Consider the following 21,265-nt stretch of genomic DNA (forward strand, 5'->3'; position numbering starts at 1 on the left):
TTAGTTATTAATTGTCCAAGATAGGTAGTACATAGATCCTATAAATCCTGTACCGAAAGCCGTGAAGTACTCATCACCTAGAATATTGGTGCCTCCTAATTTGAAAGAAGATTTAATACTTGGAACTGCGTAGCTTATTTGAGCATCTAACGTATGGAACTCAGGAACAACACCATTACCGAAAGTAGCCTCCCAGAAATAATCATCACTAAATCTATACGCCAAGTTGAAACCAAAATTTTCAAATAAGGCATCATTACCAAAATTAGCTTTGAACTTATGCTCAGGAGTATTGAAACTAGACATAAAATCTGGATTCGCCTCTTGATCAAAATCTTGTTTTGTAAAGGTATAACTACCTCCTAAATTGTAATTGCCCATCACTTTCATTGTTAAACCTAATGAAGCTCCGTAAGAATTAATAGCTACATCTGAGTTTGTGTAAGCACTATACCGTTGAAAATCATCATTTCTAATTGCATCCACAGAAGAACCACCATCACCTGCAACACCGTAAAATGGCGCATCTACAACTTCTTGAGAAATAAAATCTTTGTAGTTATTATAATAAGCACTAAAATCTATAACCAGTTTATCCACTTTACCTCTATACCCAACTTCAAAAGAAGTAACCTGTTCTGCTTTTACCAAATCTGCATTAGAAACTCTTAAATCACTAGCATCTCCTGTAACCTTAAACGTTTCTACCGATTGAGAAGAATAGGTATCTCCGTAAGCAACTGCTCCTGTTTGTACTACTTCCGCCGGATTACCATCTAATTGACCACTCTCACTAACGGCAAAAGTTCTCGTATAACGGTCTAAGTTATCTGCAGCCGATCCTATTAAAATAGCTCTACCCGCATCTAAGCCAATAAATAAATCTTGTGTTGTTGGATTTCTAAAACCCGTTTGTACAGATGCTCTAATATTATGATCTCTGTTTAAGCTATACCCCGCAGAAAGACGCGGAGAAAAGAAACCATCGAAAAATTCTGATTTATCAAAACGAATAGAACCCGTTAATTTTAAACTCTTATCGTCTGAAAAATCAAACTTCTTCTGTATTTGAGTATACACGCCATATTCTGAATAGCCTATTGGTCCGTCAAAATCCGTATAAATAGTTCCGGAAGAATTTAAATCATACCTTCTAAAGGAACCTCCTAATTGGATCTCAGCGAAATCTGTCAAATGCCCAAAATTATAATTCGCATCTGCATGGTAATATTTTGAAGCATCTTTAAATTGAGAACCTGTAGTTAAATCTGGATCCTTGATTACCCTATCAAAAGCAGTCTGAAATTCCGTAGTCCCTGGTAAATAACGACCCGTATCTGCCACGGCTCTTGCTGCAGCATGTTTTTGATCGTCTGTTAAACCCGATGGATTACCACTAAGTTCTATTCCTGCATAGGTTTGAATATACTCTCCGAACCACTGTTCATCTGATTTCCATGATCTGTTGATGTTAATTCCCGTAAAGACCATATCATAAGAGTCTCCCGCTTTATCACCAACAACATAACCTCTTACGAAAAAGTTATCATTTTTAACCTCTAATTTATGTTGCTCTTGAAAAAAGCCATTGATGTTATATCTATTCGTTCCTTGATAGATAGTAGATCCTGTACCTACTTTACCTACATAAGACAACTCAAGACTATTACCTTCTATAGGACGGTAATATAAACCCCAATCTGCTTTGATACTTTCCGCATTGTAATTCGTTAAATCACTTTCATTATATCCTGTTCTACTTACAACAACGTTTGGAACGATACCAAGGCCAGAAGCAGATCTAATATTTGTGGAAACTTCATCTCCATACACATTGATTCCATCATAGTTATAATTGGCTCTTGTTCTGGTAGGATCAAACTTATCTACTTCACTTGTAGCGGCCCAATCTGTACCTTTTAAATATCCAAAATTAACTTTAGCTGCAAATTTGTCTGAAAATTTATGTGCTGCACGAATACCAAAATCGGTATACGCATTATCTCCTGATGCTTCTTGTGAGGTAATCCCTCTTTTAATAGAAACGCTAATCCCCTCATGATCGAAGGCACTTTTGCTTCGCATAAAAAGAATACCATTAAAGGCATTGGCACCATAAAGCGCAGAAGATGCTCCTGGCAGTAACTCTACACTCTGAACATCTGTTTCTACCATCCCCACTAAATTTCCAATAGGAAAATTTAATGCCGGCGTAGAATTATCCATTCCATCTACCAATTGCATAAATCTAGTATTCGCGAAGGTTGCAAAACCTCTTGTGTTTACAGATTTAAAGGTTAAACTATTGGTATTTACATCTACACCTTTTAAGTTTTCTAAACCCCCGTAAAAATCGGCAGCCGTAGTATTCTTAATTTGCTCTATACCAAAACGCTCCACGGTTACTGGAGATTCAAAAATACGCTCTGGTGTTCTAGACGCGGAAATTACAATCTCATCTAAAAGTGTTTGAGATTCATTTAAAGAGACAGAAACACTTTGATTGTTTTTTGTAATGCTGGCCATACTTTCTGAATAGCCAATACTTGAAATCTTTAGTTTAAAAGGGGGTACTTCTGAAGTCTCTAGAACAAAGTTACCATCAAAGTCCGTTACTGTTCCTACAGTTTTACCGACGATTACTACATTTGAACCAGGAATTGGTTGCCCATCTTGATCTACTACATTTCCTTTTACTGTGGTTTGAGAGAATCCCAATGTTCCCACTAAAAGGAAGAATACATACATTGTTGTTTTCATTCGAGGGAGTTAAGTTTAATTAGTTTAAAATCGAAGATACAGATTTTTTTATATGATTTCTAAGAAAATAAAAAAAATTATGCATGCATAGTACTATTTTGATAATTAGATAGCCAAAAAATTGAATATTTTGTAATACGAAAGAATACAAACCCAATAGTTTACGACAAAAAAAAAGGGGAAGATGTAAACATCTTCCCCTTTTATACCTTATAGTACGTATTTTTATTCTACCGTAACAGACTTCGCTAAATTCCTTGGCTGATCTACATTACAACCTCTCATCAATGCAATATGATAAGACAACAACTGTAAAGGAATTGTAGTTAATAATGGCGTAAGGCTTTCAAACGTTTCCGGTACTTCAATCACATGATCTGCAAGTTCCTTAACCGTTTCATCGCCCTCTGTAACAATTGCTATTATTTTTCCCTTACGAGATTTAATTTCTTGAATGTTACTTACCACTTTTTCATAATGACCTCTTTTTGTTGCAATAACAAAGACTGGCATATGCTCATCAATAAGTGCGATAGGACCGTGTTTCATTTCCGCAGCAGGATACCCTTCTGCATGAATATAACTAATCTCTTTTAATTTAAGTGCGCCTTCCAATGCTACAGGGAAATTATACCCTCTTCCTAAATAAAGACAATTTGTAGCATCTTTATATACTTCTGCTACTTGCTCTATTAATTCATTAGACAACAAAGCTCTTTCTACTTTAGCTGGAATATTTTCTAATTCTGCTAAAAACTCATGGTATTTACTTTGTGAGAAAACACCTTTCTCTTTCGCTAATTTTAATGCAATTAACGTTAATACCGTAATCTGAGTGGTAAATGCTTTTGTTGAAGCAACTCCTATTTCAGGACCCGCATGTGTATATGCACCCGCATCTGTCTCTCTAGAAATAGTAGACCCTACAACATTGCAAACACCAAATACAAAAGCTCCTTTTTCTTTAGCTAATTTTATAGCCGCCAAAGTATCTGCCGTTTCTCCGGATTGCGAAATAGCAATCACAACATCTTTATCTGTTATAACAGGGTTTCTGTATCTAAATTCTGAAGCATATTCTACTTCTACAGGAATTCTCGCTAAATCTTCAAAAATATATTCTGCGACAAGACCTGCATGCCATGAAGTACCACAGGCTACGATAATAATCCTATTCGCATTCATGAATTTTTCTAAATTATCATCAACACCAGCCATTTTTATCAGCCCTTTATCTGCCAATAAACGACCTCTATAAGAATCTTGAATAGCTCTTGGCTGCTCATAAATTTCTTTTAACATAAAGTGATCGTAACCCCCTTTTTCAATCTCTTCAATATTCAGTTGTAATTCCTTTATAATAGGATATACCACAGAATCATCATTGATCTTACGAAGTTTAATCTCTTTACCCAAACGGATAATCGCCATTTCTTCGTCGTCCAAATACATTGCGTTATTGGTAAACTCAATAAAAGGCGTAGCATCAGAAGCGATAAAAAATTCATTTTCCCCAATACCGATAGCCAAAGGACTTCCTAATTTAGCCACTACAATTTCATCTGGCTTATGCTTATCAAAAACAGCAATAGCATAGGCACCAACAACTTGGTTTAATGCAATCTGAACTGCCTTTCCTAGCTTTACATTTTCTTTCTTTTTTACCTCTTCAATAAGATTAACCAATACTTCCGTATCCGTATCTGAATGAAATACGTATCCACGGTTGATCAACTCTTTTTTAATAGAGTCGTAATTTTCTATAATTCCGTTATGGATAATTACTAAATCTCCTGAATTTGAATAATGCGGATGAGAATTTGCATCATTAGGTACGCCATGGGTAGCCCATCTTGTATGACCAATTCCTAGTTTACCCTCCAAAGACATACTTGCCTCTGCTTTATTTTTTAAATCTTCTACTTTACCTTTTGTCTTACATAGATTTATAGTAGCACCATCATAAACAGCAACTCCTGCACTATCATAGCCTCTATATTCTAATCTCTGAAGTCCTTTTATTATGATCGGATAAGCATCTCTATGCCCTATATATCCTACAATTCCACACATATTAAATAAATAATTTGGTTAATGCTTAAAAATTCTGTGCAAAATTACGAATTCTGCAAATATTTCTAAGCTAACTATAGACGTACAACGAATAAAAACTTTAAGTGGTATACTTCTACCCCTTATATTAGTCTACTTGAGTGTATAAAATCTCTAGTTGAAGTTTTTTATCTTCGTCGGCTACACTAACGTTACTACCATAAAGTACGGTCCCGAAGGGGTTAATAGTTGACATTAACGGAATATTAACTTCTGAATCTTCTAATTTTGCAGCTCCAGTAACTACAATTCTAATGTCTGAAGTAACAGTAAGACCCAGTGTAGTCACCGTTTCATCACCACTTAACAAGTCATTAATATAATCTGTTATTCGAATTTTATACTTGATTCCTTTTTCGCTTTCCTTCTGTAATACTCCATCATAAAAAGGAAAAACAGATAATGCAGTAGGAGTAGTTACTGTAAATTCCGTAAAGATATTATACAACTCTTCATTCGTTTCTGCATTGTACAAATAAAGACGCATAGGCTCTATAACTCCCGGAGCAGCATCTAAACTTGTTCTATCTACATAAAATACTAAGTTAGCCTCGTTAACAATCCAATTATTAGCTTTAATCTCACTAATTACACTAGCACTTAATGCGGTCTCTTCTGCAAACAATTTAAGTTCTGCATAAGCTCCTGCCCCACCTTTTAAATAAATTTTTTCCGCATTTCCTGTAGCACTCAGAGCATCCGACACTTCTGGAGTATACGCCTCATTCACAAATGTATTTACAGCATTACCTGCAATTGCCGTAGTAATACCATCTCCTGTTACTAGATTAATAACAAAACGATTTTCTAAAACTACGTTCTCATCATCAGAAGTATCATCCGTAGTACCATTAACATCAACAGCATCATACGTATAGGTAATGGTAATATTAGCTCCCGCTAAATTTAATAACATAAAAATATCATCATTGGCATCAATAGAAATATTGATTCCGCGTAAGAAATTTTTAAAATTAGTATTATTCAAAAGTTCCTGAGAACCTTCTTTATCCAAAATATTTTCTTGAAAAAACTGATTTGTCAAAGGCACCCAAATACCCGCGCCTATCGTTTGGTCTACAGTACCCGTTTCATCAACATCTTCCGTATCCGGATCATCTTCAAGATAGGTGATAATTTCTGTATCACGAACCGTCTCTGTTCCGTCATACAAAACATCTGTAAGGAAAGGTGTAAAATCATGGTCTGAATAAAAATCTTGAGATTGCTCAAAATTCGTATCAGGATCTAGATCTCTTAAAAAAAAGGTAGAATGTTGCACCTTAATATTAAAAGGCGCCGCTTTTCCTGAACCATAAATACTGTCTAAAATAAACTTCTTAGGATAAGCACTTACGCCATTCTCTCCATCTTCAGCATCTAAAATACCATCTCCGTCAGTATCATTACTTAATGGGTTTAAACCAGAAATTCGTTCTTGATTATCCGTAATACCATCACCATCAGTATCACTGTTGGCATCTGCAGCATCTATATCTAGATCATCTGGAACACCATCACCATCAGTATCTTTAACGTCTTGTAAATAAGGAATATATAAATAAACACTCTTTACCGTCTCATTTTCTACAACTGTTGCGGGTATCGTATCTGCTACGGCACCATCCTCTGTTGTTTTTGAATACGTCCCAAAAGTTGGACTTACTGTTGAAAGCTGAAGCTGAGAAGTAATCGTAGCCGAAGTTTTCCCGTAAAGCGGATCATTAAAATTACCCAATTGATAAATAGGCAATCGGTTAGATTTAACCGCATTTATTTTATTATTATAAGCATAAACATCAAAAACGGCCTTTCCTGTTTCGAAAGGTTCACCCGCAATCACAGTTGAACCGATTGTAGAAACATCATCTTCACACGATGAAAACAATCCAGCTATTACTACTCCTGCAAGAACAGAAAAGCTTATTTTTTTAATAAATGTCATGTAATTTACTTTAGAACTTCAGTGTTATAAAAATTTGCGTAAGCTTCTTCAAACTCATGGAAGGGAACATACGGAAGCACTGGTTTTTGAAGGTTTGCAATATGTGTAGTTAAGTCCTCCGAAATTTCCTCTGATGCTAAAATAACTGCATCTGAATAATTTACTGCTACTTTTAACAAATTATTATAGTCTGGTTTTGCAAGTGGCGCAATAGCATCACTAGAAATTCCATCAAATTCTATTTTCTTAACGATGTCAGGGTTTAACTCCTCATCAAACGCTTTTGTATATACCGATGTAACTACTTTACTTTCTGAGAAAAGTGGTTCATCTGCATAATATTTTTTTAAATAAAGAGGCACTAAAGAAGCCAACCAACCATGAACATGGATAATATCTGGAGACCAGTTTAATTTTTTCACTGTTTCTACGATACCCTTTGCAAAAAATATTGCACGTTCATCGTTATCCGGAAAAAGAGCTCCGTTTTCATCAGCAAAAGTTGCTTTCCTTTTGAAATACTCTTCGTTATCAATAAAATAAACCTGAATACGTTCTTTAGGTATAGAAGCTACTTTAATAATCAAAGGCATATCCATATCATTGATGACTAAATTCATCCCTGATAAACGAATTACCTCGTGCAGTTGATGACGTCTCTCATTGATATTACCATACCTTGGCATAAAGATCCGTATTTGACCTCCATTGCTATTTACCATTTTAGGCGTTTCGTATGACATCAGGGAAACCTCATTCTCTGGCAAGTAAGGTACTAATTCAGAAGATACAAACAATATCTTTTTACCATCCATAAAAGCTATTTTTAATTTTTTTATTGGCGTGGCTGCAAAATTACAAAAATTATGCAGATTAGCAGTAATTATATAAGTTTGCGAGCTGTAAAAAACAAACTAATGCTAGTAATAGAAACAAAAAAAGAGCTAAAAGACAAATTGTCAGCGTTTTTTTCAAATTCAAAATCCCTCGGACTTGTACCAACCATGGGCGCTTTGCACGCTGGACACCTTTCTTTAATTGAAAAAGCTTCAAAAGAAAATGATCAGGTCGTTGTGAGCATTTTTGTGAACCCAACGCAGTTTAATAACCAAAAAGACCTCGAAAAATACCCAAAAACTTTAGAAAACGATTTAAATTTGATAAAAACAGTGTCCGATTCTATAATTGTGTACACCCCATCTATCGAAGAAATCTATAAAAACAACATTGCTGCAGAAGTTTATAATTTTGATGGACTTGACACCGTAATGGAAGGAGAATTTAGAGACAATCACTTCAATGGCGTAGGCACTATTGTTGAAGAATTACTGACAAGCATCTCCCCAAACAAGGCTTATTTTGGTGAAAAAGATTACCAACAATTGCAAATCATTAGAAAACTTGTACAATTAAAAAATATTCCTGTAGAAATTATTGGCTGCCCAATTGTCCGTGAAGAAAGTGGTTTAGCCATGAGCTCAAGGAATGAAAGGCTATCTACACCTATGCGCAAAGAAGCGGCATTAATCTACAGCACCCTAAAAGATGCCAAAGAAATGTTTGGCACAAAAAGTGCGTTAGAGGTAATAGAATGGGTTGAGAATCAGTTTAAAAATAATACATTCTTAAACATAGAATATTTTCAAATTGCTGATATCGAAACCTTAAAACCAATAAAAGAAAAATTAAGTAACAAAAAATACAGAGCCTTTATCGCAATTTTTGTTGACGATATACGACTAATTGATAACATTGCTTTGTAAATTATTATCTTTGTACCATGCAAATAGAAGTTGTAAAATCTAAAATACACCGCGTAAAAGTTACCGGAGCAGACCTTAACTACATAGGAAGCATCACTATTGATGAAGACTTAATGGATGCTGCTAATATTATTAGAGGAGAGAAAGTTCAGATTGTGAATAACAATAATGGAGAGCGTTTAGAAACGTACGCCATTCCTGGACCTAGAAAAAGTGGAGAAATAACTCTTAACGGGGCTGCTTCTAGAAAAGTTGCAGTAGGAGACATCCTTATCTTAATTACCTATGGCCAAATGGACATTGAAGAAGCAAAAAAATTCAATCCATCTTTAGTATTCCCTAATGAGGAAACTAACCTACTGAATTAATCTCTTGAAGAAATCTTTAAAAAAAACACTAAAAACAGTACTCCCAATAAGCTTGGGAGTTTTTTTAGTTTGGTATTCTTATAATGCCACCTCAGAAGAAGATAGAGCACAAATTATATTTTATATAAAAGAAGCCGACCTATTCTGGGTAGGAATCTCTGTAATTATGGGAATTCTAAGCCATGTTTCAAGAGCTATTCGTTGGAACTACCTTTTAGAACCCTTAGGTTACAAACCAAAAATATTGAATAATATTTTTATTATTCTCACCTCCTATTTTGCAAATTTAGGAATCCCTAGATCTGGAGAAATCCTACGAGCAACCGCACTAGCAAGCTATGAAAATGTTCCTTTTGAAAAAGGATTTGGCACTATTGTTACCGAAAGAGTGGTAGATTTAATTATGCTATTAACCATTGTCACCATTACCTTCTTCCTTCAAACAGATATTATATTAGCCTTTTTTGAAGAGAAAGGTTTTAACTTAAATAAGTTGTTCATACTCCTAGCTATTGGTGTATTCATTGCTAGCCTAGCCTTTTTCTTTCTAAAAAAATCATCGAATCCGTTTCTTTTAAAAATCAAAAACTTTGGACTAGGATTACTTCAAGGAGTTACTAGTATTTTTAGAATGAAACACAAATGGGCATTTATATTCCACACGTTATTCATTTGGTTTATATACATTTCCATGTTTTGGGTGATTAAATTTACCGTTCCAGAAACGATAAGTTTAACCATTAGCCAATTGCTTGTAGCCTTTGTTTTTGGTGCTTTTGCAATGACAGCAACTAATGGAGGCATAGGACTTTACCCTATTGTAGTTAGTAGTGCTTTAGCCATTTTCGGAATCAGTAGTGTCTCCGGAGATGCTTTTGGTTGGATCATGTGGATTTCACAAACTTTAATGGTTGTGGTTTTTGGTGCAATATCTTTTCTTGTATTACCGTTATTAAACAGAAACAAATAACTACAAGCACCTAAATCTTTCTGTCATGAAACGCATACTTACCGTATTGGCTTTCTTCTTATACCTTGGAACGAACGCACAAGTTACCCAAGAAATCTTTGAATCTTTTAAACTTCAAGAGCGAAGAGATGTACAATACTATATCCCTGAAGAGTATACTCCAGAGAAAAAGTACCCAATAATTATAGTTTTAGATGCCGATTATCTATTTGATAATGTGGTTGCTACTTCAAAATTTTATAGCGGATTTCATGGAATGCCACCAGCTATTATTGCCGGCGTACACCAATCTAAGGATAATTTAAGAGCAGAAGATTGTGCCTTTGATGAAGTATCTGGCTTGCCTACAGATAAAGCAAAATTATTTTTTGAATTTTTAGGAATGGAACTTATTCCTTTTTTAGAAAATAGTTACAGTACCGCTCCGTTTAAAATGATTGTGGGCTATGACGTTACTGCAAATTTTAGTAATTATTACCTTTTTAAAGAAGACTCTCTTTTTAATTCATACGTAAGTATTTCTCCAACTTTAGCTCCAGAGATGGAAACAAGAGTTCCTGCCCGATTAGGTGCTATGGAGCAAACTATTTTTTACCATCTAATAACAGATGGCGAAAAGGCAAAAAGAGACACTCAGACACCAATATTAAACACCGCTATTAAAGCTATCGATAAAGAAAACATACATTACTTTTATGATGAATATCTAGACGCAGATCATATTGCTGTGCCTACCTATGCATTAGGAAAAGCATTTGACAATGTTTTTAGAATGTTTAAACCTATTAGTCCAACAGAGTACAAGACACAAATACTAACGTCTGAAGCGCCTGTTTTTGATTATTTATCAACCAAATATGATATGATTGAAAAATTATTTGGCTTTAAAAAGAATGTGGACTTAAATGATGTGATGGCTATTTATGCTGCTTCTCGCAAAAAAGAAGATTTTGAATCGCTAAAACCATTGGCCGATTTGTGTAAAAAAGAATACCCAGACACTATGCTAGGTTTTTATTTTGAAGGCGAATACCTAGAACAAATGGGCGAACCTAAAAAAGCATTAAGAACTTTTGAAAAAGCATTTGGAATGGAAGAAATAGATTTCTTGACTAAAGATATGGCGCTAGAGAAAATTGATGCTTTAAAAGCTGATTTTGGGTATTAAATTTAGGGTATATTTTATAAATAGGTTTAAATTGCACACCACAACCAACACATTACTTTAAAAAATGGAGAACCAACCCAACAAATCAAATTCTAATATTCTATCTATTGTCGCAATTGTATTTGGAATTTCAAGTTTAATATTTTCTATAATTCCTTGTTTAGGCATTTTCGCAATCATCTTTGGTTCTATAGCAATCATCCTGTCAATTATAGCAGTGATTAGGGTGTTTATGTTAGAACAAGTAAAAGCACTCGCCATTATCGCTATGGCCGTTTCTTTGCTAGGCGTTGCCTCTATTGGGCTTCAGTTTTACCTAACCTCAAAAGTATTTTTTGACCAAATAGAATTACAAGAGTTCGAAGAAATTGAAGAGATAGAAAACACAGAAGAACTGGAAGAGATAGAAGAACCAGAAGTAATTCCGGAAGAATTACCAGAGGAAAATTCCTTTAACTAAATAGATTTAAAACTGCAATCAGAAATAGAATCAGCCCCCTTAGTTTATGGAAATCTCAGATGCTATACATCGTAGAAATCATCTTTTCTTTAACCTACTCTTTATTCTATTTTTCGCCGTAGCACTACTCTACATTTTTATCTCGAAGGATACATTAACCTGCTATTACAAAACAAATTACGGGCTAGAATGCCCCACCTGCGGATTTACACGAGATTTTAAGTCTATTTTAAATTTTAGAACAGCGCATTTAATTAACACGCAATCTTTAGTATACTTCAAAGTACTCAGTACTTTTTTTATATCTAGAATAGCCGTAAGCCTATTTCTTGTCTTTAAATTCCGCTATAAAGCCATCTTAATAACAGACCTTATTCTTATCAGTATTTTTATATTTTCTATCGCACTTATTTATTTTAATTTAATCTTCAACCTAACTATTTAAGGAAAATTAGGATACCTATCTTGATATAAAAACGAGATTTCTGATCGTTTAAAGATCACATACGGAATTTTTTACTCTTAAATTTTTCCCACTTTAATTACCCCTTATTTAGTACCTTTATCCAAAACCTAAAAGAGGGAATGGCTAAAACAAAAACAACATTTTTTTGTCAGAATTGCGGCACACAATATGCAAAATGGGTAGGACAATGTACCGCCTGCAAAGAATGGAATACCGTAGTGGAAGAAGTGGTCCAGAAAGAAGAAAAGTCCAGCTGGAAAACCCCAACAAATACGGCAAAAAAAGTTTCTAAGCCCTTACGTGTTAATGAAATTAGCACAGAAAAAGAGCTGCGTTTAAATACCTTTGACCTCGAATTTAATCGCGTTTTAGGTGGCGGCCTCGTTCCTGGATCTTTAACGCTTTTAGGGGGAGAACCTGGAATAGGAAAAAGTACCTTACTGCTTCAAATTGCGCTAAAGCTACCCTATAAAACATTGTATGTTTCCGGAGAAGAGAGTCAGAAACAAATTAAAATGCGTGCCGATCGTATTCACCCAAACAGCGACACCTGCTTTATTTTAACAGAAACAAAAACTCAAAATATTTTTAAGCAAATAGAAGATACCGAGCCTGATATTGTGGTTATCGATTCTATACAAACCTTGCATTCTGATTATATTGAATCTGCTGCAGGAAGTATTTCTCAAATTAGAGAGTGTACCGCTGAGCTTATAAAATTTGCTAAAGAAACAAATACTCCTGTTATCTTAATTGGCCATATTACTAAAGATGGCTCTATTGCTGGACCAAAAATTTTAGAACACATGGTAGATAGCGTCCTTCAATTTGAGGGCGATCGTAATTATGTATATCGGATATTGCGCTCTTTAAAAAACAGATTTGGCTCTACTTCAGAATTAGGAATTTATGAAATGCAAGGGAGTGGCCTCCGTGAAGTGAACAACCCATCAGAAATATTAATTTCTAAAAATGACGAAGGCTTAAGTGGTACTGCAATTGCTTCTACGGTAGAAGGCATGCGCCCTCTTATGATTGAAATTCAAGCTCTAGTAAGTACTGCTGTTTATGGTACACCGCAACGTTCTACTACTGGATATAATGCAAAACGTTTAAATATGCTCTTAGCAGTTTTAGAAAAACGTGCTGGATTTAAATTAGCTGCAAAAGATGTCTTCCTAAACATTACAGGTGGAATTTCTGTAGACGATCCTGCGATAGATTTAGCAGTGATTGCCGCTATTCTTTCTAGTAATGAAGATATCGCTATAGAAAAAGGAGTTTGTTTTGCCGCTGAAGTTGGTTTAGCAGGAGAAATACGTCCGGTACAACGCGTAGAGCAACGTATTCTAGAAGCTGAAAAATTAGGTTTCGACACCATTTTCGTTTCTAAAAACAACAAAATCAGTCTAAAAAATACGCAAATAAAAATTCAGCTTGTAGCCAAAATTGAAGATGTAGCGAACTATTTGTTTGGATAAAAATTAAGGTGCAGGGTTAGGAATTTCATTATGAATTTTTTCAATGCCTTCCAACACCTCAGCACTTAATTCCACATCTATACTCGCAATATTTTCTGTTAATTGGCGCATACTGGTTGCTCCAATAATATTACTCGCTAAAAAAGGCCTTGTATTTACAAAAGCCAAAGACATTTGTGCTAATGTTAGGTCATTTGCTTGCGCTAACTCATAATATTTCTGCGTAGCTGCCACGGCTGTTTCCCCACTATATCTTTTGTAATTAGGGAATAATTTTAAACGAGAATTATCTGGCAATCTATCGCCTAAATATTTACCACTTAAGACCCCGAAGCCTAAAGGAGAATACGCTAAAAGACCAAGATTTTCACGGTGTGCAATTTCAGACAACCCTGTTTCAAACTGCCTGTTTAATAAACTGTACGCATTTTGAATCGTAATCATTCGAGGCAAAGTAGCATGTACTTTACTTTCTTCTAAATACCGCATAGCTCCCCAAGGAGTTTCATTAGAAATGCCTACCTCTCTAATTTTCCCTTCTTTCTTTAAATCACGTAATGTTTCTAAAACTTGATGAAGATTATCTTCCCAAAAATCTGCCGCATCATGGGCATACCCACGTTGCCCAAAATAATTAGTATTGCGTTCTGGCCAGTGTAGTTGATACAGATCTATATAATCTGTCTGTAAACGCTCTAAACTTCCTTCTACAGCATCGACAAGTGAAGCTCTATCAAAACCTGTGGTACGTATAAACTTTGTAAATTCTGCTCTTCCTGCAATTTTTGACCCTAAAATTATTTGATCTCTATTCTTCTTTTTCTCAAACCAAGTACCAATTACCTTTTCTGTTGCCGATTTACGATCTGGATGCGCAGGAATAGGATACAATTCTGCCGTATCAAAGAAATTAACACCTTGCTCCACCGCATAATCCATCTGCTCGTGACCTTCGGCTTCCGTATTCTGGTTTCCCCAAGTCATTGTTCCCAGACAAATTTTACTAACTTCTATATCGGTGTGTGGTAATTTGGTATAAAGCATAAGAAAGAGGTTGAAATTTAAAAAAACCAAAAATACACATATCAACGGCCTTTTCCTTTTCTATTGAAATAAAAATTAACTCAATTCGACTAAAATAGGGCAGTGATCACTGTGTTTTGCTTCCGCCAATATCACCGCTCTTTTTAATCTATCTTCTAGCGGTGTACTCACTAAAGCATAATCTAAACGCCAGCCTTTATTGTTATTTCTCGCATTAGCTCTGTAACTCCACCATGTATAATTATCAGGCTCCTCATTAAAATAACGAAAGCTATCTATAAAACCAGTATCCATAAAAGCGCCAATCCACTCCCGCTCTACAGGTAAAAATCCAGAAGTATTTTTTAAACCAACGGGGTTATGAATATCAATAGCCTCATGGCAAATATTGTAATCTCCTAAAATGATTAAATTAGGATACTCAAGCTTTAATTCAGTAACATACTCCTGAAATTCAGCCATATATTTCAACTTAAAATCCAAGCGATCCATATTGGTTCCCGAAGGTAAATACATACTCATAATAGACACACCGTTATAATCTGCACGGATATTACGCCCTTCAAAATCCATATAATCAATTCCAGTTCCATACTCCACATGGTTTGGTTTTGTTTTAGATAATATAGCAACCCCACTATACCCTTTTTTCTGAGCACTGTACCAATAATTATACGCATACCCCGCTTCTTCAAACAGCGATAAATCTAACTGCTCTTCCATTGCTTTAATCTCCTGCAAACAAACCACATCTGGATTTACGGCTTTCAACCAATCTATAAACCCCTTATTTATTGCTGCTCTAATTCCATTTACGTTGTACGAAACAATTTTCATCTGTAGCTATTTAATTTTTTAAAGATTATGCTTTTACCATGCTCAGTATACACTTTTCAAAGGAACACCTACAGTACTCTGGAGCATATGGCAGTATATCTTTTATGAATCTTACTAGTTGCCGAAAATACATAATGTTTGCTATAGCATGCAAGTTTAGCGTCTTCCAAAAGATCATAGAATACAAGGGTTTTCATTTTTGGTATACTAATTGATTTTCATACCCAAATACTATTCAAATGAAAAAAACATTAGTACTACTGCTTGTTTTAAGTAGCGGACTTGCTTCCGCACAAGCATATCGTGAATACAACCAGAACCAAGAATTAAAATTTAATATTGGTTTGTTTTTAGCCTCAACTACGGTTGAGGGAAGTTATGAGTATTTTTTAAATGAAGATACCAGTATAGGTGGTACTATTTATTTTGATAATACACCACTGAATTATAATGGTGATTTTGGAATAGGACCCAATTTCAGAGCCTATTTTGGCTATGCACCACGCAGCGGCTTTTTTGCAGAAGCATTTGGATTGTATTATTCCGGAGAAGTAGAAGATCCTAACTATGAAAGCAGTTCCTATATTGAGCGCTATAACACCGCGGCAATTGGTATTGGTCTGGGTCATAAATTTGCCACGTACACTCAAAAATTTACACTTGAATTTAATGCCGGATTAGGCCGAAATGTGAATCCGCAAGAATACCAAAATACATTTATGTACCGAGCAGGAGTTTCTGTAGGTTTCAGGTTTTAATACATTAAGAGTTCGCAACGCTAACTTTAAAATTTCTTAACCTTTTCCTTACCCACTAAGTATGTAACTTTTCATCATGTATTTTAATCCCTAAAAAAATAATTTTAGAGCCTAATTTTAATCTAAACACTGATGAGAAAACTACTTTTTATAACGGTATTAAACCTCGCGCTGCTGTCTTGCAAAAGTGATAAGAAAACAGATAACGAAGTAGAGATACAAGAAGAAACAACCACACCAAAAGTTGTAGAAACGAACAAAACTCAAGCAGCGTTTGAAGATTTTGATTGGTCTACAATTCCTGTTTCCAATACTGAAATTGGTGAATTTCCATATATAACTGCTCCTGAAAATTTTATCATTTGGAAGGATGGACATAACGAAATTGCAGAAAATGGAATGACAAAATTTTCTGATTTCAGCAAATTAATCACGTATTCTGGCACTACTTTTTTTAATGCTGAAGGAAAAAAAGCAGCACTAGACTTTGCGATGACTGACCGTAATGCCGAATTTAATCAGTACAAATTTGACCAAAGTATTGAACGTTATTTAGAAAGCATTGGCGCACAATTACTTTTTAAAGGTCAAATTCCACGTGAAAAAATAGAGGATCTAAATAAAGAAGACGATAAGACCGTTTTTAAATATATTCAAGGAGACCCCTATAATAGTTCCCCTGTAAAGCACTATGTGCTGAATCATTCAAACGGAAAAATAGTTTTTCAAGTATGGAGTAATTCCGCACGAGCTGAAATTGGCGTCGTTGAATTAGAGGGTTTTAAACAAACCATAAAAGCCCCAACAGCTAGCGAAATGAAATCTGAGATTGATAAAACAGGTAAAGCTATTCTACACATTAATTTTGATTCTGATAAGGCCACTTTAAAACCCGATGGCGAAAAATTGGTGACTGAAATATTCACATTATTAAAAGAAAACGAAAGTTTAAAGTTATCTATTGAAGGACATACGGATGCTACTGGAAATGCAGAAAGAAACCAGCAACTTTCTATAGACCGAGCAAACACCGTACTATATGCCCTTGCAGGAAAAGGGATTGCCATTAATCGTTTACAAGCGAAAGGTTTTGGTGCTAAAAACCCGATTTCACCCAATGATACCGAAGAAAACAAGGCCAAAAATAGACGGGTAGAATTAGTGAAAATATAAATACATAATGAGCTGAGAGTCTTGTATTCAAGATTACATGCACTACGTTCCTGTAAAATTTTACTACAAAGCAATCCTCTATAAAAAATAAAACAAAATTTAGCTGTAACTCAAAGCTATTCAGTAAATTGGCGCTGATTTTTAAACTTTTCAGGTCCTATGAGAAATTCTAACCTCGCCTTTATTGTAATTTGCTGCATGCTTAATTTCTCTAATAAGCTCAGCGCGCAATCAAATGTTTTATACCCACAAGTCTGGTTCGATGAAAAAGATGCCGGTACTAAACTAACCGAAGGAAGTGGCACTATAACAGGAAGTGCTTTTACTTATGAAATAAACCAAGCCTATGCTGGAAGAAAAAAACACAAGGCAAAAGAACACACCAAAGTGCTACTTTTCCCCGTAACTGAATATTTAATAGAAGTATCCAAATTACAAAAAGTTATAGGAGGTGCTGGCCGTGTAATCATGACCGAAAAAGCATTTAGTTATCGCCTCGAAACGGAAACAGATCAAAACGGAAACTTTACTTTTCACAAAATGAAACCTGGAAAGTACTACATTCAATGCAATTTAGAATTTGTGGGACACGGTGTAGGACAGCAAGAGGTTGGAAGAACAAATTATTACAACGGATATGGTAATTACGCGGGTTCTTCGGCCATTTATGAAGCCTACAACTATAGCTATAATGCGAACCATGTATTGGTGAAATTTATAGAAATTGAAAAAGATGGGGAGGTTATTGAAGCCAAATTAAAACCAAATCGCGTATTTGAAAACTACAAAAAAATTGGCGCTGCATTATCTATGGGTGATCGTTGTGGTAGCACAAACGGAAAGCAATTTGGAAAATGTACCGAGTATTATAACAATGGTCAAGCTAGAATTGTTTCCAAATGGAAAGATGGCGCACAAGAGGGTACGACACTTGAATATTATGATACTGGAGAATTAAAGTCTTCCTCTAAATGGAAAAACGGTCAATTAAACGGTGAGACCACCTATTACAATAAAAACCAATCTTTAGCAGAAGTAGTCACATATAAAAATAATATTGAGGTAAACTCTAAAAAGGACTAAACCATAATAAAAAGTTAAAAAAAACCTTATATCAATATAAAGTTTTGCCACGTAAGATTGTTTTTTAGTTTTGTTGTTTCGTAATAAGCAATGAATCAAAGCCGTAAAATTAGCAAAATTGTATCGTCAGTATTTTTACTGGCTGTATTGCTATTTCCAACAGCGATCCAATTCATTCATGCTTTTGAAGGACATGAGCACATTACTTGCAAAGATAAAAGCACACACGTTCATCAAAAAGTGACCGATTGCGATATCTGTGATTTTCATTTTTTTTCTTCCAATTACGATATTCTATCCTATCCTGAGTTTGTAAAAGCTACCATATCTTCAAAAGTGGTCGTTGCTTTCACTGCTCAATTCATCAGTTTATTAAAGAACAACAATAACGCTTTAAGAGGTCCTCCAAGTTTTCTTGCTTAATTAAAAAAAACATTTTTTTTAAATTTAATCAAGAATCTTTATGCGCATTTATGCACTGATGGGACTGTTATTTTTTAGCATTTCATCAATTTCGCAAAATTGCAATAATACACTATCGGGTAAAATAACAGACTCACATGATGGTACCGCTTTAGTTGGAGCGATGGTTATTATTGCAGGAACAGAACAAACGGTAGTCACTGATATTAATGGGTATTTTAACATCCAAAATCTTTGTGATCAAACCTATGCTATTCAAATTTCTCATCCGTACTGCTTAACCAATGGTTATAAAGTAAAAGTAGAAGGAAATACTATTAAGGATTTTCAGCTAGAACATCATTTAGAGGAATTAAATGAAATAGTTCTTAAAGGTCACAAGGAGAACAAAAAAATCAATACCATAGCTGAAAACAAATTAACCCAAGAAGCCATTGAAGCGTATAGCAATGGGTCATTAGGTGATGCGCTAAATAGTTTATCTGGCGTAAGCTCTTTAAATACAGGAAGTACCGTTGTTAAACCCATGATTAATGGTTTACACAGTAGCCGTGTCGTGCTCATAAATAATGGTGTACGGATGGAAGATCAAGAGTGGGGCGTAGAACATGCACCTAACATAGATGTGAATACTGCAGATCATATAACACTAATTAAAGGTGCTGGAGCCATTCAATATAGCGGAGATGCTATCGCTGGTGTTATTATCACTGAGCCACAGGCCATATTTATTAAAGATAGTTTGTACGGAAAAACTATAGTTTCTGCAAGTTCTAATGGAAGAGGTTCTACGCTAACATCTAAACTAACTAAAAGCTCTGCGACCGGTTGGTTTGGCACAGTACAAGGTACTAGAAAACGATATGGAGATTTTGAAGCTCCTGATTATATCTTAAGCAATACTGGCACATCTGAAAGTAGCGCGTCTTTACGTTTTGGACTTAATAAGTTTAACTATGGTATTGAAGGGTATTACTCTTTCTACAAAAATAAAATAGGGATTTTGTCCGCATCACACATTGGCGGTGCAGAAGATCAAGTCAGGGCCATTAATAGCAATATCCCATTGATTATCAATGATTTTACCTATGACATTGGTGACCCAAAACAAGATATTACGCACCATTTAGCCCGGTTAAAAGCCTTCAAAAAGTTCGCTGGTTTAGGAAAAGTAACCCTTCAATATGATTTTCAACAAAATCATAGGCTTGAATATGACATTCGTGTTGGTGACGATTCTGACAAACCATCATTAGATTTAGTGTTAAAAACACATACGTTATTAGTAGATATTGACAGCAAATTATCTGAAAATAGCACCCTAAAATCTGGTATTATGGCTAGGTATCAAGATAATTTTGCAGACCCCAGTACTGGTGTTCGTAGGTTAATTCCTGATTACGAAAAATACGATTTAGGAATTTACGGAATTGGCACTTTTCAATTACAAGATAATTGGTTTGTAGAAGCAGGTGCTAGGTTTGATTACAGCTATATGGATGTTTATAAGTTCTACCGAACATCATTCTGGGAATCCAGAAACTACGATGAACTATTTCCTGAAATTGTGGTAGAAGAATTCGATAATCAACTTCTTACCAATCCACAATACAATTTTTATAATGCATCAGGAACAATAGGTTCTACGTATTCCTTTAATGATAATTACAAACTATTTTTAAATTACTCATTAGCTTCTCGTGTGCCTAATCCGTCAGAGCTATTTAGCGAGGGACTGCACCATTCTGCTTCTAGAATTGAGTTAGGAGATTTAAATTTTTCAAGTGAAATTGCTAACAAAGTTGCCTTAACTTTTCAAAAACAAGGTACTGTTTTTGGTTTCTCAATTCAACCTTTCATAAATACTATTAACAATTTTATTGTTATTGAGCCTACTGATGTCGAACAAACGATACGGGGGAATTTTCAAGTATGGGAATACAGGCAAACAAATGCTCAATTGTTGGGTGTTGATGTTGATGCCACATATGCATTTACGAAAAATTTAGATTTTAAACATCAATTTTCATTCGTGAAAGGCTATGACCGCAACAATAAAGCTGCTTTAATTAGTATGCCTCCTGTAAATACTACCAATGAAATTACTTATCAGAATTTAAAGGCTAACCATTTAAAACTTGCCATACAGAGCGAATATGTTTTTCGTCAAAACGAGTATCCAAATAATAATTTTGAAGTATACATTGCTCAGTCAGAAACTTATGAACTTGTTGATGTAAGTACGCCTCCTGATGCGTATCACTTGTTAAACTTTAAGTCAAGCATAGATTTTCCTATTACTAAAAAATCAAACCTAACATTGGGTTTTAGCGTTACCAATCTTTTAAATACTCGATACAGAAATTACCTAAACAGCCTGCGTTATTACGCTGATGATTTAGGTAGAAACTTTTTATTCAATCTTAAATTCAATTATTAATCTATTAAAACAAA

At 34.8% G+C, this 21,265-nt stretch carries 17 protein-coding genes; 11 read left to right on the forward strand and 6 right to left on the reverse strand.

Going from position 1 to position 21,265, the window contains the following annotated elements:
* The 4 genes from GQR94_RS06345 to GQR94_RS06360 all read right to left on the reverse strand — a co-directional run bounded on the left by GQR94_RS06345 (position 1) and on the right by GQR94_RS06360 (position 7,632).
* On the reverse strand, positions 1 to 2,760 hold the full coding sequence (locus GQR94_RS06345) for a TonB-dependent receptor (RefSeq protein ID WP_199271546.1): 2,760 nt from the start codon (positions 2,758 to 2,760) through the stop codon (positions 1 to 3).
* A gap of 225 nt (positions 2,761 to 2,985) precedes the next feature.
* The gene (glmS, locus tag GQR94_RS06350) at positions 2,986 to 4,833 is read right to left on the reverse strand and encodes a glutamine--fructose-6-phosphate transaminase (isomerizing) (protein ID WP_158974691.1); all 1,848 of its coding nucleotides are present in this window, start codon (positions 4,831 to 4,833) and stop codon (positions 2,986 to 2,988) included.
* Between the two features lie 127 nt (positions 4,834 to 4,960).
* Positions 4,961 to 6,817, reverse strand: coding sequence for a DUF4270 domain-containing protein (locus GQR94_RS06355; protein WP_158974692.1), 1,857 nt, complete (start codon positions 6,815 to 6,817; stop codon positions 4,961 to 4,963).
* 5 nt (positions 6,818 to 6,822) lie between these two features.
* Positions 6,823 to 7,632, reverse strand: a complete 810-nt coding sequence (locus GQR94_RS06360; RefSeq protein ID WP_158974693.1) for a glycogen/starch synthase — start codon at positions 7,630 to 7,632, stop codon at positions 6,823 to 6,825.
* A 102-nt stretch (positions 7,633 to 7,734) separates the two neighbouring features.
* Between GQR94_RS06360 and panC the strand changes: the two genes are divergently transcribed.
* The 6 genes from panC (at position 7,735) to radA (ending at position 13,493) form a co-directional block, all read left to right on the forward strand.
* Positions 7,735 to 8,580: a pantoate--beta-alanine ligase gene (gene panC / locus GQR94_RS06365; RefSeq protein ID WP_233268646.1), complete on the forward strand. Its 846-nt coding sequence runs from the start codon at positions 7,735 to 7,737 to the stop codon at positions 8,578 to 8,580.
* Positions 8,581 to 8,597: 17 nt separating this feature from the next.
* On the forward strand, positions 8,598 to 8,948 hold the full coding sequence (gene panD, locus GQR94_RS06370) for an aspartate 1-decarboxylase (RefSeq protein WP_013549960.1): 351 nt from the start codon (positions 8,598 to 8,600) through the stop codon (positions 8,946 to 8,948).
* 4 nt (positions 8,949 to 8,952) lie between these two features.
* A complete protein-coding gene (locus GQR94_RS06375; RefSeq protein ID WP_158974695.1) occupies positions 8,953 to 9,918 on the forward strand; it encodes a lysylphosphatidylglycerol synthase transmembrane domain-containing protein in 966 nt (321 codons plus the stop codon).
* A gap of 25 nt (positions 9,919 to 9,943) precedes the next feature.
* Positions 9,944 to 11,086 carry an alpha/beta hydrolase gene (locus GQR94_RS06380; RefSeq protein ID WP_158974696.1) on the forward strand — a complete coding sequence of 381 codons (1,143 nt, stop codon included), beginning with the start codon at positions 9,944 to 9,946 and terminating at the stop codon, positions 11,084 to 11,086.
* Between the two features lie 64 nt (positions 11,087 to 11,150).
* Positions 11,151 to 11,546: a hypothetical protein gene (locus GQR94_RS06385; RefSeq protein WP_158974697.1), complete on the forward strand. Its 396-nt coding sequence runs from the start codon at positions 11,151 to 11,153 to the stop codon at positions 11,544 to 11,546.
* A gap of 585 nt (positions 11,547 to 12,131) precedes the next feature.
* Positions 12,132 to 13,493, forward strand: coding sequence for a DNA repair protein RadA (gene radA, locus GQR94_RS06395; protein ID WP_158974699.1), 1,362 nt, complete (start codon positions 12,132 to 12,134; stop codon positions 13,491 to 13,493).
* Between the two features lie 3 nt (positions 13,494 to 13,496).
* Here the strand turns inward: radA and GQR94_RS06400 are convergent, their stop codons facing one another.
* Both GQR94_RS06400 and GQR94_RS06405 read right to left on the reverse strand, forming a co-directional pair.
* Positions 13,497 to 14,537, reverse strand: a complete 1,041-nt coding sequence (locus GQR94_RS06400; RefSeq protein WP_158974700.1) for an aldo/keto reductase — start codon at positions 14,535 to 14,537, stop codon at positions 13,497 to 13,499.
* Positions 14,538 to 14,612: 75 nt separating this feature from the next.
* On the reverse strand, positions 14,613 to 15,374 hold the full coding sequence (locus GQR94_RS06405) for an exodeoxyribonuclease III (protein WP_158974701.1): 762 nt from the start codon (positions 15,372 to 15,374) through the stop codon (positions 14,613 to 14,615).
* Positions 15,375 to 15,613: 239 nt separating this feature from the next.
* On the opposite strand from GQR94_RS06405, the gene GQR94_RS06410 reads away from it, so the two are divergent.
* The 5 genes from GQR94_RS06410 to GQR94_RS06430 all read left to right on the forward strand — a co-directional run bounded on the left by GQR94_RS06410 (position 15,614) and on the right by GQR94_RS06430 (position 21,251).
* On the forward strand, positions 15,614 to 16,132 hold the full coding sequence (locus tag GQR94_RS06410) for a hypothetical protein (RefSeq protein ID WP_158974702.1): 519 nt from the start codon (positions 15,614 to 15,616) through the stop codon (positions 16,130 to 16,132).
* Positions 16,133 to 16,264: 132 nt separating this feature from the next.
* Positions 16,265 to 17,305, forward strand: a complete 1,041-nt coding sequence (locus tag GQR94_RS06415; RefSeq protein WP_158974703.1) for an OmpA family protein — start codon at positions 16,265 to 16,267, stop codon at positions 17,303 to 17,305.
* Positions 17,306 to 17,464: 159 nt separating this feature from the next.
* Entirely contained in the window at positions 17,465 to 18,388 is a 924-nt protein-coding gene (locus GQR94_RS06420; RefSeq protein WP_158974704.1) for a toxin-antitoxin system YwqK family antitoxin, read from the forward strand.
* A gap of 90 nt (positions 18,389 to 18,478) precedes the next feature.
* Complete coding sequence (locus GQR94_RS06425; protein ID WP_158974705.1) at positions 18,479 to 18,811, forward strand: hypothetical protein; 333 nt, start codon at positions 18,479 to 18,481, stop codon at positions 18,809 to 18,811.
* A 40-nt stretch (positions 18,812 to 18,851) separates the two neighbouring features.
* Complete coding sequence (locus GQR94_RS06430) at positions 18,852 to 21,251, forward strand: TonB-dependent receptor domain-containing protein (RefSeq protein WP_158974706.1); 2,400 nt, start codon at positions 18,852 to 18,854, stop codon at positions 21,249 to 21,251.
* Positions 21,252 to 21,265 lie beyond the last annotated feature (14 nt).

The sequence above is a fragment of the Cellulophaga sp. L1A9 genome, from assembly GCF_009797025.1.
Taxonomy (GTDB): Bacteria; Bacteroidota; Bacteroidia; order Flavobacteriales; family Flavobacteriaceae; genus Cellulophaga.